Annotated in this window: 13 protein-coding genes; 7 read left to right on the top strand and 6 right to left on the bottom strand. The window is 66.2% G+C overall.

Features of this window, described 5'->3' with window-relative positions; all coding sequences use genetic code 11:
- The first annotated feature begins 119 nt into the window (after nt 1-119).
- Both CXY77_RS17625 and CXY77_RS17620 read left to right on the top strand, forming a co-directional pair.
- Complete coding sequence (locus CXY77_RS17625) at nt 120-833, top strand: bacterial transcriptional activator domain-containing protein (protein WP_092339667.1); 714 nt, start codon at nt 120-122, stop codon at nt 831-833.
- Nucleotides 834-876: 43 nt separating this feature from the next.
- Nucleotides 877-1,728 carry a TIGR00645 family protein gene (locus CXY77_RS17620; RefSeq protein WP_139165809.1) on the top strand — a complete coding sequence of 284 codons (852 nt, stop codon included), beginning with the start codon at nt 877-879 and terminating at the stop codon, nt 1,726-1,728.
- A 9-nt stretch (nt 1,729-1,737) separates the two neighbouring features.
- Here CXY77_RS17620 and pflA read toward each other — a convergent pair whose 3' ends face one another.
- The 3 genes from pflA to CXY77_RS17605 form a co-directional block, all read right to left on the bottom strand.
- Nucleotides 1,738-2,550 (bottom strand): pyruvate formate-lyase-activating protein, encoded by an 813-nt coding sequence (gene pflA, locus CXY77_RS17615; RefSeq protein WP_233197544.1) that lies wholly within the window; start codon nt 2,548-2,550, stop codon nt 1,738-1,740.
- Nucleotides 2,551-2,701: 151 nt separating this feature from the next.
- Complete coding sequence (pflB, locus tag CXY77_RS17610) at nt 2,702-4,969, bottom strand: formate C-acetyltransferase (protein ID WP_104130616.1); 2,268 nt, start codon at nt 4,967-4,969, stop codon at nt 2,702-2,704.
- A 70-nt stretch (nt 4,970-5,039) separates the two neighbouring features.
- Nucleotides 5,040-6,761, bottom strand: a complete 1,722-nt coding sequence (locus CXY77_RS17605) for an AMP-binding protein (RefSeq protein ID WP_104090633.1) — start codon at nt 6,759-6,761, stop codon at nt 5,040-5,042.
- Nucleotides 6,762-6,861: 100 nt separating this feature from the next.
- Between CXY77_RS17605 and CXY77_RS17600 the strand changes: the two genes are divergently transcribed.
- On the top strand, nt 6,862-7,806 hold the full coding sequence (locus tag CXY77_RS17600; protein WP_199181947.1) for an ornithine cyclodeaminase family protein: 945 nt from the start codon (nt 6,862-6,864) through the stop codon (nt 7,804-7,806).
- A gap of 26 nt (nt 7,807-7,832) precedes the next feature.
- Nucleotides 7,833-8,333: a GNAT family N-acetyltransferase gene (locus CXY77_RS17595; protein WP_092339662.1), complete on the top strand. Its 501-nt coding sequence runs from the start codon at nt 7,833-7,835 to the stop codon at nt 8,331-8,333.
- Nucleotides 8,334-8,344: 11 nt separating this feature from the next.
- Here CXY77_RS17595 and CXY77_RS17590 read toward each other — a convergent pair whose 3' ends face one another.
- Entirely contained in the window at nt 8,345-8,893 is a 549-nt protein-coding gene (locus CXY77_RS17590) for a DUF1003 domain-containing protein (protein ID WP_369831314.1), read from the bottom strand.
- Nucleotides 8,894-9,791: 898 nt separating this feature from the next.
- On the opposite strand from CXY77_RS17590, the gene CXY77_RS17585 reads away from it, so the two are divergent.
- A complete protein-coding gene (locus CXY77_RS17585) occupies nt 9,792-11,492 on the top strand; it encodes an HNH endonuclease signature motif containing protein (RefSeq protein WP_158252873.1) in 1,701 nt (566 codons plus the stop codon).
- On the top strand, nt 11,429-12,049 hold the full coding sequence (locus CXY77_RS21145; protein WP_369831313.1) for a helix-turn-helix domain-containing protein: 621 nt from the start codon (nt 11,429-11,431) through the stop codon (nt 12,047-12,049). Before CXY77_RS17585 ends, CXY77_RS21145 begins: the two co-directional genes overlap by 64 nt.
- Here CXY77_RS21145 and CXY77_RS17575 read toward each other — a convergent pair.
- Nucleotides 12,046-12,549, bottom strand: a complete 504-nt coding sequence (locus tag CXY77_RS17575) for a DUF3830 family protein (protein ID WP_092339660.1) — start codon at nt 12,547-12,549, stop codon at nt 12,046-12,048. The two genes, CXY77_RS21145 and CXY77_RS17575, sit on opposite strands and share 4 nt — an antisense overlap.
- 8 nt (nt 12,550-12,557) lie before the next feature.
- Nucleotides 12,558-13,961 (bottom strand): amidase, encoded by a 1,404-nt coding sequence (locus tag CXY77_RS17570; RefSeq protein WP_104090610.1) that lies wholly within the window; start codon nt 13,959-13,961, stop codon nt 12,558-12,560.
- Between the two features lie 144 nt (nt 13,962-14,105).
- Between CXY77_RS17570 and CXY77_RS17565 the strand changes: the two genes are divergently transcribed.
- A complete protein-coding gene (locus CXY77_RS17565; protein WP_104130613.1) occupies nt 14,106-14,840 on the top strand; it encodes a maleate cis-trans isomerase in 735 nt (244 codons plus the stop codon).
- Nucleotides 14,841-14,896: the final 56 nt, after the last annotated feature.

Genomic DNA, 14,896 nt, shown 5'->3' with positions numbered 1-14,896 from the left:
CCGGTGCTGGCCATTCTGGGCGGTAGCAGCACCCGCTGTCTCGTTGCGGGTCCGCTGTGTATTCTTTCGCGGATCGAGCACTCATGGGATTTTCGGCGACACCCGGCTAGGATCTTCACGTGCTGGGCCACTGGCAGTTGCGCTACAACGGCCTTCCGGTCGAGGTCGGTGCACGTCAGAAGCGGCTGCTCGCTGCCCTCGCCCTGCTGCACCCCCAACCGCGACCCGTGCTGGCCGCCTTGCTCTGGCCCGACAGCCCCGAGCGTCAGTCGGCCGGAAACCTGCGGGCGAGCGTCTTTCGCATCTCGCATGAACTGCCCCGACTCTTGAGCGCGACTGATCCTCCGCAACTCGACGCCGCGGTGCGCGTTGACCTGCGCGAGGTACGGGAATTGATCACCGAGGTCACCCTGAACGGCGCACGATCGGTGACGCCCGAATCGATCGATTTGCTGCAGGAAGCCAACCTGCTGCCGGGCTGGTACGAGGAATGGGTGATCGACCAGCAGGATCACCTGCTGAACCAGCGGGTCGATGCGCTGGAAGCCCTGGCCCGCTGTTACCTGGTCGCCAGCAGTTTCAACCGCGCCCTGGGAGCGGCACGGGCAGCGGCGCTTGTCGCCCCGCTGCGGGAAAGCGCCCAGCACCTGCTCGTACGCTGCCACATCGCCGAAGACAACTACGCCTCGGCGGTGTGGGTGTACCGCAGTTTTCGGGCCCACCTGGGGCGGGAACTCGGGGTCGAACCGTCGGCCCATTTCGCCGAGCTGCTCGGGCTGGAACCTGCGATCGCCGACTCCCGCCTGCTGGTGCGGGCGATGAAAACCAGCTGAGCTCACAGGAGGTTCTCACTCGGGGCCAACTTATGATCGACCGGTGACTGAAACAGCCCTCCCCCGCCCCTTCCGCCCCCAGTCCCGCTGGGTACGCAGCGTCGGGCTCATGATCTTCTTCAGCCGCTGGCTGCAGGCACCCCTCTATATCGGCCTGATCATCGCGCAGATCATTTACGTGATCGTGTTCATGGTTGAGCTCATCAACCTCGGTGGTGACGTCTGGACGTCACTGACCGTTCCGAGTAACGACGGCGGCATCCACGTTGAAGAAGCCGCGATCATGCTCTCCGTGCTCGGCCTGATCGACGTCGTGATGATCGCGAACCTGCTGATCATGGTCATCATCGGCGGCTACGAAACGTTCGTCTCGCGCATCCGCTTAGAGGGTCACCCCGACCAGCCGGAATGGCTGTCGCACGTCAACGCGAACGTGCTCAAGGTGAAACTCGCTATGGCCATCGTGGGGATCTCGTCGATTCATCTGCTCAAGACGTTCATCGAGGTCGGCGATCTGGCCGCGCGCGGCACGCCGGTGGATTCGAACCCCACCGAGACCATCACCGGCAACGTCTACACCTGGGACGGCGTGCTCTGGCAGGTCATCATCCACATGGTGTTCATTCTCTCCGCCATCGCCCTGGCTTGGATCGACCGAATGTCGCAGGCCGGGCATGCTGCTCCGGCGTTTGCGCCGTCACCGGTGCACGGGCCCACCGTCGCCCCCGGGCCGATCACGGCTCTGACTGCCGCACCCATCCGGCGCGAACTCGCGCCCGCGGCATCCACCGGAATCGCCCTGCACCTGACCCAGCTGGGTCAGCTCCGCGACGCCGGCGTTGTAACGGATGCCGAATTCCTCGCCAAAAAGACGGAGTTGCTCGCCCGCTACTAGGAGGCTGATTCAGAAGGTCATGAGGCCGTGGGCGCGAAACTGGCCGCGCACCCGCTCCTGCAGGGCGGCGTCCGGCGGTTGCACGCCGTGCAGCGGATACGGGATGGCCAGGCGGTTCCACTTGTCCTCGCCCATCTGGTGGAATGGCAGCACCTCGACCCTGGAGACGTTGGGCCAGCGGGCCACGATCTCGGCGACGGCGTCAACGTTGTCGATCGCGTCGGTCAGCCCGGGAACGAGCACGAACCGAACCCAGACATTGGTGCCGCGCGCGCTCAGCCGGTCGCCGAACGCGATGGTCGGTGCCAACTCTCGCCCGGTCACTTCACGGTAGGTGTCGGGCAGGCCGGACTTCACGTCGAGCAGTACGAGGTCGGTGTGATCGAGCAACTCGTCCGACGCGCTTGTGCCGAGATACCCCGAGGTGTCGAGGGTCGTGTGCACGCCGAGCTCATGGCACTCGGCGAACACCCGTGCGACGAATGCCGGTTGCATGAGCGGCTCCCCGCCGGACAGCGTCAGACCGCCTCCGGTCGCCGCGAACACACCGAGGTAGCGACGGATACGGGTGAGCACATCCTCAATCGGCGTGATCACGCCGTCGTGCTTCTTCCAGGTGTCCGGGTTGTGGCAGTACTGGCAGCGCAGCAGGCAGCCGGAGAGAAAGTAGGTCAGCCGGGTGCCCGGCCCGTCGACGGCCGTGACGAGTTCCCAGGAGTGCACGCTCGCCACCCGACCGTCGCGGATCGCGGCCAGATTCTCGTGGTGCTTCTTGGTCGCCGGAGCGCCCGTCGCGCGGGTGGCGGTGTGGGCGAGGTCCAACTGGTGCAGGTCAGCAGTGGTGGAGGCGCGGGCCACGGATGCTGCGCGCACGGCCCGGCTCACGGCATCCGCTCGCGACGGCCCGTCTGAGGTTCTCTTTACCGGCACACCCAGGCGGTGTGGACCGACATTGACCGCGGCACCCACGACGTCAGACGCTCGTGTGGAAGGTGCGGCTGATCACGTCGAGCTGCTGCTCGCGGGTGAGGCGCACGAAGTTCACGGCGTAGCCCGACACCCTGATGGTCAGCTGCGGGTAGTTTTCGGGATGCAGCATGGCGTCTTCAAGGGTTTCGCGGTTGAGCACATTGATGTTGAGGTGATACCCGCTCGCGAGCGTGTAGGCGTCGATCAGGCCGACGAGGTTGGTGATCTGCTCCTCGGGCGTGTGGCCGAGACCGGTCGGCACGACCGTGTTGGTCAGGGAGATGCCGTCTTGCGCTTCGGAATAGGGCAGTTTTGCCACGCTCAGGGCCGAGGCGAGCATGCCGTGTGTGTCGCGGCCGTTCATCGGGTTGGCTCCGGGAGCGAAGGGCGCTCCGCCGCGGCGTCCGTCGGGCGTGTTTCCGGTCTTCTTGCCGTAGACCACGTTCGAGGTGATGGTGAGCACCGACTGGGTATGTACGGCGTTCCGGTAGGTGGGGTGCTTGCGAATCATGGCCATAAAAGTCTCGACGATGGTGACCGCGATCTCGTCGACCCGGTCGTCATCGTTGCCGAACGAGGGGTACTCGCCGTCGATCGTGTAGTCCACGACGAGGCCGGTGTCGTCGCGCACCGGACGCACGGTGGCGTACTTGATCGCGGCGAGGGAGTCGGCGGCGACGCTGAGGCCGGCGATGCCGCAGGCCATCGTGCGCAGAATGGTGCCGTCGTGCAGGGCCATCTCGAGCCGTTCATAGGCATACTTGTCGTGCATGTAGTGGATGCAGTTGAGCGCGTCGACGTAGGTCTCGGCGAGCCATTCGAGGCTCGCGAGGTAGGCGGCCCAGACGGTGTCACAGTCGAGCACGTCCCCGGCCAGCGGGGCGGTGACCGGCGCGATCTGCTCGCCGGTCAGTTCGTCGCGACCGCCGTTGATGGCGTAGAGCAGCGCCTTGACGACGTTGACCCTGGCGCCGAAGAATTGCATTTGCTTGCCGACCCCCATCGGCGAGACACAGCAGGCGATGGCGGCGTCGTCGCCCCAGGCCTCACGAATAATGTCGTCCGACTCGTACTGAATGGCCGAGGTGTCGATGGAGACCTGCGCGCAGAAGCGCTTGAATCCCTCGGGCAGAGCGTCGCTCCACAGCACCGTGAGGTTCGGCTCCGGCGCCGGGCCCAGGTTGTACAGGGTCTGCAGAAACCGGAACGCGGTCTTCACCACGAGGGTGCGCCCGTCGAGGCCGATGCCACCGAGCGACTCGGTGACCCAGGTGGGGTCGCCGGAGAACAGCTGGTCGTATTCCGGGGTGCGCAGAAATCGCACGATACGCAGCTTGATCACGAGGTCGTCAATGAGTTCCTGCGCCTGGCTCTCGGTCAACACTCCGGCCTGAAGGTCACGCTCGAGGTAGGCGTCGAGGAAGGCGCTGTTGCGGCCGAACGACATGGCGGCACCGTTCTGCTCCTTGACCGCGCCGAGGTAGGCGAAGTACAGCCACTGCACCGCTTCGGTCGCCGTTCGTGCCGGCCGGGCAATGTCGAACCCGTAACTGGCGGCCATCTGAACGAGTTCTTTCAGGGCCCGCACCTGCTCGGCGTTCTCCTCCCTTGCGCGGATGATCTCTTCCGTGCTCGGCTGCTCGTCCAGCGTCGCGCGTTCGATCTTCTTCGCCGCGATCAGCGCGGTCACGCCGTAGAGCGCGACGCGGCGGTAGTCTCCGATAATGCGGCCGCGACCGTAGGCGTCCGGCAGCCCCGTGATGAGGTGACTGTGCCTGGCCCGCTTGACGGCCGGCGGATACACGTCGAACACGCCGTCGTTGTGGGTCTTGCGGTACTTGGTGAAGATCGTTTCCAGCTCGGGCGAGACCGGGTAGCCGTAGGTCTCGAGGCTCGTCGCGACCATGCGCCAGCCGCCAAACGGCATGATGGCGCGCTTGAGCGGGGCATCCGTTTGTAATCCGACAATGATCTCGTTCGGTCGGTCGATGTAGCCGGGTGCGTGCGCGGTGATCGATGCCGGGGTCGTCGGGTCGACGTCGTAGACGCCGAGCGCCCGCTCCCGGGGAAACATCGCCGACAGGCGAGCCCACAGGCCCAGGGTGCGCTCGGTCGCCCCGGTCAGAAAGCTCGCGTCTTCGGTGAACGGCGTGTAGTTACGCTGAATGAAATCGCGCACGTCAATTCCGTGCTGCCAGGGTCCGGCGGTGAAACCGGCCCAACCATCATCGATGCTGGGAGCGGCGGAACGCGGGCTGTCAAGGAGGGTCATACCTCCACGCTAGCGACGGGGCCGGCGGCTGTCTCGGGCCGTAAGTCCCGACTTTTCCGTCAGCGGATGCTTACCGTTTCAGCCCCGGAAACTGGTCGTCGCGCCATTCGTCGGGCAGCCGGGTGCCGGCGGCGGCCGCATCGTCTTCGCGCTCGCGCAGCTCGACCCGGCGAATCTTGCCAGAGATGGTCTTGGGCAGCTCGAAGAATTCCACCCGGCGCACCCGCATGTAGGCGGGCAGGCCGGTGCGGGCGTGTCGAAGTACGGCTTCGGCGGTCTCGGCGTTCGGTTCCCAGCCCGGGGCGAGGTGGATGTAGGCCTTGGGAATGTTCAGCCGGGTGGAGTCGGGCGCGGGAACGACGGCGGCTTCGGCAACTGCGGGGTGTTCGAGCAGCACGCTCTCCACCTCGAACGGTGACACCTTGTAGTCGCTCGATTTGAACACGTCGTCGGTGCGGCCGATGAAGGTGAGGTAGCCGTCGGCATCCACGTTGGCGACATCGCCGGTGTGAAAGAAGCCGCCGCGAATGGCGTGCGCGGTGAGGTCGGGTTCGCCGTGGTAGCCGCTCATGAGGTTGACCGGGCTCTGCGAGAGGTCGAGGCAGATCTCGCCCTCGTCGGCGGGCAGCTCGGTGATGGGGTCGAGCAGTTTGATCGAGACGCCGGGCAGGGGCAGCCCCATCGACCCGGCTTTCAGCACGGATCCGGGCCCGTTTCCGACGATGGCGGTGGTCTCGGTCTGGCCGAATCCGTCGCGGATCGTCAGTTTCCAGCCGTTGTCAATCTGCCGGATGACCTCGGGGTTCAGTGGTTCACCGGCCGAGAGCAGTTCCCGGAGGGCGGCGGGGCGGGCGCCAACATCCGTTTGGATGAGCATGCGCCAGACCGTGGGCGGCGCACAGAAGGTGCTGACCCTGGCGCGATGCAGCTGCGCAATGAGGGCGTTGGGATCGAACTTGGAGTAGTTGTAGACGAACACGGTGGCTTCGGCGATCCACGGGGCGAAGAAGCAGCTCCAGGCGTGTTTGCCCCAGCCGGGCGAGCTGATGGCGAGGTGCACGTCGCCGGGGCGGAGGCCCAGCCAGTACATGGTGGACAGGTGGCCGACCGGGTAGGAGGTCTGCGAGTGCAGCACCATCTTGGGTTTGCTGGTCGTGCCGGAGGTGAAGTAGATCAGCGAGGGGTCAGCGGATGCCACGACCGTCTCGATGGGCTCGGGCGTGACACTGTAGGCATCGGCGAAATCGGCCCAGCCGGGTTGCGGGGCACCGACGCCGATGCGTCCGTAGTCGCCGGGAACGTCGTCGAATTTGGCCGTGTCGGACGAGTTGGCGATGACGTGAGTGACGCCGCCGCGCTGCACCCGGTCGCTCAGGTCGTGCGAGGCGAGCACGGCGCTCGTGGGCATGATGACGGCGCCGACCTTCATGATGGCGAGCATGGCCTCCCAGATTTCGCGCTGGTTGCCAAGCATGAGCATGACGTGGTCGCCGCGCCGCACGCCCTGATGGCTGAGCCACGTGGCAACCTGGTCTGACCGGTGAGCCATCTCGTCGAACGTGAACTTCTGCTCGCTACCGTCTTCTTCGACGATCCACAGCGCTATCTTGTCGTTGCCGCGGGCGAGCACATCGAACCAGTCGGTGGCCCAGTTGAAGTGGTCTCCCACGTCGGGCCATTCAAATTCCTGCGCGGCGCGGGCGTGATCGTCGCGCAGGGCCAGAAGCTGGTCGCGGGCCGCGCGGTAGTTGCCGGTGCTCGTGTTGGTGTTCGTGCCCACCTGGTGAGTCATACGCCGTTGTCTCCTCGAACGAGTCGCCAGAGTGAAACGGCGACAGTCCATTCTGGCAGTGCTCGAGGTCGGACCGCACCGGGCCGATAGTCTGCGAGGGATGACATCTGAAAACGCGCCCGTCCTGCCCGCCATGATAACGGCCAACGAGATATTCGCTCGGGTCGACTACCGCGCCGCTGTTCGGGCGGTGCAGAACGCGCTCCTCGGCGAGCTCGACCCGGCACAGGATTTCGCCCGGCAGGTGCTGCCGGTCGCAAGCGGCCAGCTGCTGCTCATGCCCACCGAGGCGCCGGATTTCGTCGGTATCAAGGTGGCCTCGGTCGCTCCGGGTAACCCGGCGCTCGGCGTCGAGCGCATCCAGGGCGTCTACCTGCTGCTCGATGCGGCGACGCTGACCCCGGTCTGCCTGCTCGATGGCGCCGCGATCACGACCCTGCGCACCCCGGCCGTGTCGGCCGCCGCCGGCGATTACCTGGCTCCGGCTACCGTGGAACACCTGGTCGTGTTCGGATCGGGGCCGCAGGCCTGGGGCCACATCGAGGCGATGTGGGCCATCCGCTCGATCAATCGAGTCACTATCGTGGCCCGCGACCAGGCCCGTGCCGAGCTGTTCGCAGCTCGGGTGAGCGCGACCGGGCTGCCGGCCCGGGTCGGCATCGCGGCCGACGTCGCGACGGCGCAGCTCATCGTGTGCGCCACGACCGCCCGCACTCCCCTGTTCGATGGGTCGCTGGTGCCCGACGACTGCTGCGTTGTCGCGGTCGGTTCGCACGAAGCGGATGCCCGCGAGCTCGACTCCGCGCTCCTCTCCCGCGCCCAGGTTGTGGTCGAAGACCCGGCGACGGCGCTGCGCGAGGCCGGTGATGTGATCATGGCCCTGGCCGAGGGTGTGGTCCGGCCGGGAGACCTCGTGCCGCTGCGTGAACTGGTGATCGGTGCGATCGCCGTAGATCTGGGTCGGCCACGCATCTTCAAGAGCACGGGAATGTCTTGGGAAGACCTGGTCATCGCGACGGCGGTGCATCGGGCCGGCGAGCTGTGAAGTAGAGACACGGCTTATCGTTAGGGGTGACCTTCTCCATTCGTTCCTTCGTGCCCGCCGATCTGCCGCGCCTGCTCGCGCTCAACAATGAGGCCGTTCCCGCGGTCAACGAGCTGGATGCCGAGGCGCTGGCTTCGCTGGCGCTGCACAGCCACCTCGCGGTCGCCGTTGTCGACGACGATAATGTCGGCACGGTGCTCGGCTTCGCCATTCTGTTCGTCGCCGGAGCGGAGTACCAGAGCGAGAACTACCGCTGGTTCTCCGCCCGGTCCAGTGATTTTCTCTACGTCGACCGCATCGTCGTGGCCGACGGGTATCGCGGGCAGGGCCTCGGCCAGGTGCTTTACGACGCCATCTTCCGCGCTGCCCGCCGTTTGGAGCTCGCCGAAGTGCTCTGCGAGGTCAACCTGGAGCCGCGGAACCCGGGCTCCCTCGCCTTCCACGACCGGCTCGGCTTTGTGGAGGTCGGCCAGCTGTCGACAAAGGGCGACACCGTTGTCGTGAGCCTGCTGGCGGCGTCCGTTTAGGCTGAAGACGGCTAGTCGTTCGTCGCGGGCGTCGGCCCGGCCGATCGGGTCGGCAGGTCGAGGCGTTCGAGAATAGCCTGCAGATCGCCGATCATGGCGAGCTGACGATTGTTGATCTCCAGCAGCGCTTCGATGTCGGTCTTGGCCGCGATGTTCGTATCGAAGTCGTGCTGGGCCAGCGCCGCGGCGATCGCATCCTGCCGCTTGGCCGAGATGAGCAGAATCGCGCCCTGCAGACCGGCGAGCATGCTCAGGAACAGATTGAGCAGAATGAACGGGTACGGATCCCAGCCGGACGCGAACGAATTCGCCACGGCCCAGAGGATCATGAACAGCACGAAGCCGCCGACGAACCGCCAGCTGCCCATGGAGTTGCGCATGGTGTCGGCGGCCCGCTCCCCCGTGGTCAGGGATTTCTTGTGCTGCTGGTGCCAGGTGACGGTGAGTCCGCGGCGGGCACTCGCGGTCTTCGGTGCAAGGGGCGGCGCCGAGGCAGGACTCGGCTCGGCCGCGGCCGGCCCGGGGGTGCCGGGCGCGGCATTTGTTGACACAGTATTCATGGGCACAGTGTATGTCTGCGGGCTTCAAGCGCTCTCGTGGGGGCTGACACGGCAGCGAATGCACAGCCCGCAACAAATCTCTGTATACACAAATCCTTCTCGTTGAGAACACCATTCGGGCTCGCCTTGAGTCTTCTGCGATAGAGTCCGTCGAAACGGGGACAGACGAACTGCTCTGTATACATACTTTGTCTAGAAGTTCAAGGGGGAGCGGAAAAATGCTATCGCCCCCTATGGTCAATCTGACGCGAGTTATCGCTTGCGCAGAACCAAGCCAAGGGACAACCCTCGATGCGAATTACCTGCCCGTTTTGCAAGTCTCAGGCCGACCTGAAACCCAACCCCGCGCAGGCCCTGCGCATTACCCTTCCCCTTTACGTTCTCAAGTGCACCGGTTGCGAACGCACCAGCATTCGCGTTGAACCCGTGCGTCGGGCGCACACCCTCGCCTCGGCCTAACTGCTCGCTGGTAGGCGATTTCTTCGTCCAGGGTTCAGGTTGAGCCTGGGATGCCGGCAAAGGTTGCCGGCGGTGTCACGTCGTCGTGGGTGCCCCGGTTGTCTACGAGCCAACTCAGCGGGGTCGACTATCGCTGTCGGGCACCGCTGTCGGGCACGGGCGGCGCGGAACTGGCGCAACAGTGTTGCGTCGGGCAATGGGTAAGTGCGAATGCTTGGGGCGCATTCGCGAAGGAGAATCGCTCATTACTTCGACATTGCACGACTGACGCCAAGACGGTACTGCGGTGAAACACGAATGATCGTCCTTGTGCTGCCTGATGGCGGTCGCAGTAATGTTGACGAAATTGGATCGGTCGGGCAACTTTGGTGCCTGGAGCATTTGTGAGATTCTATCGCTTTTGCGTTCGATTCTTGGTAGAATTGGCGTGAAGGAGGCAATGGCGCCCATGTTCATGGAAAACCCGAGTGAGTCCAGTTCGAACCCCGTCGTTGCGGCGGTAGAGCAAGCTCGGGAGATTCTGTTGGCGGCGTTGGGTGGGGTGTCGTTCGGGCTGCTGGGTGATGAAGAATCGTTGACCATGTTGCTAGCGTTAGAGAGCGTGGGCCGGGTCGTCGACGGAGCCCGGGTGCTCTCCACGTCGGACGTGCTGCGTCGCTCCGAATACTTCGATGCTGACGCAGCGAAAGCCGCCGCCCAAGCTGCTATTGATCAGAGTGCGGCCGCTCCAAGCGTGGCGGGTGCGGCCGCGGCTCTGGCTGCGCCGACGCTGGCCCGTCGGCTCGGCTGTCGCAGCGGCGTCGAGCTGGTCTGCGCCCTCGCCCGGCTATCCCGCAGCGAAGTGCGTCAGCGGTCAGCGCTCGGCGAGAAAGCCGGCCAGCGGATGCTCCTCGGCCGCCCGCTCGCTCCCACCTACCCCGTGCTCGGCGGCGCCCTGCAGAGCGGGGAGCTCGGGCTGGAGCAGGCCCGGGTGATCGTGCAGGTGCTTGACGGTCTGCGCTCCTCCGTGCTGGTGGAGGACCTCGACCGGGTCGAGCGCTCCCTGGTCGCCAGCGGCTCCGGGGCGATCACCCCGGAGACTGAGGGGCTGCCCGGTGCGGGCATCGCGTTCGCGCCGGAGTGGCTGCGGCAGCAGGGCATCCAGTGGAAGGCACGCCTCGCCCCCGATGGCACTGCGCCCGGTGAGACTGCGCCGGAGCGGCGCAGCTGGCTCACCTTCGGCACCCTCAATAACGGCGGCTACAGCCTCAACGGCTGGTTCACCACCCTCGACCGTGCCATCATCGGCAACGTTTTCGACGCGTATCTGTCCGCCGCGGCGGCCAACCCGGTCCCCGGGAACGATACCCCCACGGCCACCCCTGCCACCGATGTCATACCCCGCACCACGGTTGAGTTCCGGGGGACCAAACCCTCCGACGCCAGCACCAACGGCACCAGCAACGAGGCCGAAACCCAAGCAGAAACCGGGGTCGAAGTCGAGGTCGAGGCTAACCCCCCACCTGGCCCGCACGGTCCGTGCCCGCAGCAACCCGACGACACCCGCTCCCGCGGTGAGAAGCAAGCCGGCATTCTCCGCGCCGTGTTCGAAGCCGCCGCCCGGCAGCCGGGCACCCCGACCATGGGCGGTGCCGCCCCGACCGTGCTCGTGCACATCAACATCAACGACCTCCTCGACGGGCGCGGCGCCGGGTGGATCGACGGCATCGACGGCCCGCTCACCCCCAGCCAAGTCGACGAACTGATCTGCGCCGGCGGCTACCAACCTGTGCTGTTCGGCCACACCGGCACGATCCTGCACTTGGGCACCAGCAACCGATTCTTCAGCGCCCAACAGCGCCGAGTCCTCGCCGCCCGCGATGGTGGCTGTGTCATCCCCGGCTGCACCGTGCCACCCCATCTCACCCAGGTTCACCACGTCGTCCCCTGGCGCCAGGGCGGCCCGACCGATATAGATAACGCCGTGCTGCTCTGCAACGCCGGCCATGCCAGCATCGACACGTCCGGCTGGGACATCGACATGCGAGACGGCCGCCCCTGGATCCGCGGCCCGCTCGTGTTCGACCCCACCCAAACATGGCGCCCCGCCGGCCAAAACCGCGCCGCCACCCCCGCCGAGAAACCCAACTGGGACAAGTAGGCCCGAACTGCCCGAAGCACTTGACCGACGGAATGGCTGGGCGGCGCAGACCGCCACCGCAAGACCGTGGCGGTCTCGGCAGGCTCGACCAACGGGTGGTGGCGTTTTCGGAGACTGGGTGCGGCGATTACTATGGCGGTTGCGACGGGCATCCGTTTAATGCGTCCCGGTCAGCCCAACCGGGCTACCGGCATACTGAGTCTCATGGCCAACTCTCCATCGGGCGATTCAATGCTGACGCGACTCGTGAGCATCTCGGCGCCTTCGACGCCACACGCACCGCGATGACAGTTTCGACCCTGGCCCGGCGGGTCGAAATTCCGTTGGCGACCACGCACCGGCTCGTTGCACAGCTGGTCGAGCAGCGACTGCTTGAACGTGCCGACACCGGCGAGGTGCGGCTCGGCATTCACCGCCCGGGAAACATACCGGGTACCGACCGATCAACTCGGTGCGGTGGCGCTTCACACTGTGCCGATCAAAGTCATCCGCTAACGCGACAACGGATAAGCGGATGCGCCGGGACCGGCGCATCCGCTTATTTCGTTGTCGACTAGTCCTCGAACCGGGCGTAGGTGAGGGTCTCGCCGCGGGCGCCGCCCATCCAGACGTCCTGGCAGGCGGCCTTCATTTCGGGCAGGCCCTCGATGATGGTCGCGAACACGTTGCCGGGAACCCAGCCGCTGTCGCCGTTGATGAGCAGGTTGTTGCGGTCGTAGAACACGGCGAGGTCGACGATGGTGCTGAGCTCCTTGGGACCGCCGCCCACCTCGTAGCCGTGCGAGGGGGTCTGCAGGTCGTTCGCCGAGAAGGTGAAATAGCAGACGTCGCCGGGGATCGGAGTGATCGTGGTGTTCTCAGGCCCGGGTTCGGCGGGAGCGAAGGCCGGCACCAGGTTGTAGATCTCGTTGCGGGCGTACTTGCCGTGAAAGACCTGGCCGGAGAGGGGCAGGGCGTCCCAGACAGCATTGCTCGTGCGGGGCGCCTCGTCGTCGAGGAGAATGGCCTTGCAGCTGACGCCGCGCTGTTCCAGGGTGATGGTGATGTAGCGAGCCATGGGGGTCCTTATCTGTTGGGGTTGATACCGGCCGGCCACTGCGCGGCCTGTTCGTAGGCGGCGGCGACCCGCAGGATGCGCGCATCCGCGTGGCGTGGCCCGACGATCTGCAGGCCCACCGGCAGGTTCTCGCCGGTCACGCCGCAGGGCACCGTGATCGCGGGCTGCTGGGTGAGGTTGAACGGGTAAGAGTACGGGGTCCACGAGGTCCAGTCCGGCGAGGATGAACCGGCCGGAACATCCACACCGGCTTCGAACGCGGTGATCGGCAGGGTCGGGGTGAGCAGCACGTCGTACTGTTCGTGCAGCAAGCCCATGTCGTGACCGAGTTTCATGCGCACCGCGGTCGCATCGAGAAAGTCGCTCGCCGAGAAATCGTGGTGGCGTTCGAGCGCGGCGAGCAGGCCGGGATCGATGCTCTCGCGTGCTTGGGGCCCGAACGGCTCGAGCACCTTGGCCGCGCCGGCGAACCAGAGCACGTGGTAGGCGTCAACGGGGTCGCTCCAGCCGAGGTCGAGCTCGGTCACCTCTGCGCCAAGGCCCTGCAGCACGGCAACGGCGGTGCGCACGGCAGCCTCAACCTCGGGATCGTTGCTGCCGTAGCCGAGGTTGGAGCTGAACGCGATGCGCATTCCCTGTACTCCGCCATCAAGGCCCGCGCTGAACGAGTCGCGCGGAGCCGCGAGCGACGACCAGTCGCGCGGGTCGGGGCCGGCGAGCACGTCCAGCATGAGGGCGGCGTCCGCGACCGAGCGGGCGAGCGGGCCGGCGTGGGCGAGGGTTCCGAACGGGCTGGCCGGGTACAGCGGAATGACCCCGTAGGTGGGTTTGAGGCCGACCACGCCGGTGAAGCTGGCCGGGATGCGTACCGAGCCGCCGCCATCCGTCCCCACCGACCACGCACCCATGCCGGCGGCGACCGCAGCCGCGCTGCCGCCGCTCGATCCGCCGGAGGTTTTGGACGTGTCCCAGGGATTGCGTGTCACGTCGGTGAGCGGGCTGTGGGTGACGCCCTTCCAGCCGAATTCCGGGGTCGTCACCTTGCCGAGCAGCACCGCACCGTTCTCCCGCAGTCTGGCGACGGCGGGCGCGTCTTCGGTCCATTCGTTGCTGCCCGGTGTGATCAGCCGGGAGCCACGCAGGGTGGGCCAGCCACGGGTGAGCATGAGGTCCTTGATCGAGGTGGGCACGCCGTCGGCGAGCCCGCGGGGTGTTCCCGCCTGCCAGCGCGCTTCGGATGCCCGCGCGTCGCTGAGTGCGGATTCGGCGTCGACCAGACACCAGGCATTGATCGCCGCGTTGCACGTCTCGATCGCGTCAAGGGCAGCCTGCGTCACCTCCACCGGCGAGACCTCGCGGGCACGGTAGGCGGCGACCAGCTCGGTCGCGGTGGCCCATTCGAGTGAATCCATGAGTGGCTGCTCCTTCTGGAAGCGCGGATCGAACCTGAAAACGACCCGTGCGCGAGATTGTCGACAATCCTCAAACTATCACAGTGGGGTCGATTCTTGTAGTATTGTCTACATTCTAATGATGATTTACGCAGGGAGATCCAGATGAGCGTCACCGTCGGCATGCTTTACCCCGGCTTCGGAGCCGAAGATGACTACCCCTTTCTGGAGCAGGTGCTCGGCGGGTACGCCCGGCTTCCGCTCGTGCATACCTCGGTCGGCGTCGATGCCCACGAGGTTGACGCCCTGCTCGACCTCGGCAAGAGCGAACGCTTGCTCGAGGGGGCTGCCGCGCTGCGGGCATCCGCTCCCGACGCCGTGATGTGGGCCTGCACCTCCGGCAGCTTCGTGTTCGGCTGGGAGGGCGCCCACCAGCAGGTCGCCGAGGTCAAGGCGGCGCTCGGCGTGCCCGTGTCGTCGACCTCGCTCGCCTTCGTCGAGGCGGTGCGCGCCCTCGGCCTCAGCACGGTTGCCGTCGCCGCGACCTACCCCCACGATGTGGCGCAACACTTTGCCCGCCTGCTCGGTGACGCCGGAATCACGGTGCTTGAACTGGTCAGCCACGACATCAAGACGGCCGCCCTGGCCGGCGAGCTCGACCACGACGGCGTGCTGGCGCTCGCCCGCAGCAACGACAGCCCGGCGGCGCAGGCCATTCTCATTCCGGATACCGCCCTGCACTCCGCCCGCTGGATCAACGAACTCGAAGCCGCGCTCGGCAAGCCCGTACTCACCGCCAACCAGGTCACGGTGTGGCAGGGACTGCGTCTGGCCGGCGAAATCCACCCGACCGACGACCTTGGCACGCTGTTTCGCGACGCGGCGGTCCTCCCGGCCTAGCGGAGCACACCTTCGTTGGATGGGCGCACGATCAAGACTGCGCCTGGCCAGCAAAC

The sequence above is a fragment of the Cryobacterium sp. N21 genome (genome assembly GCF_002929575.1).
GTDB classification, from domain to species: domain Bacteria; phylum Actinomycetota; class Actinomycetes; order Actinomycetales; family Microbacteriaceae; genus Cryobacterium; species Cryobacterium flavum.
Note: the sequence above shows the minus strand (reverse complement) of the source record. Positions and strands in the feature narration are given on the sequence as shown.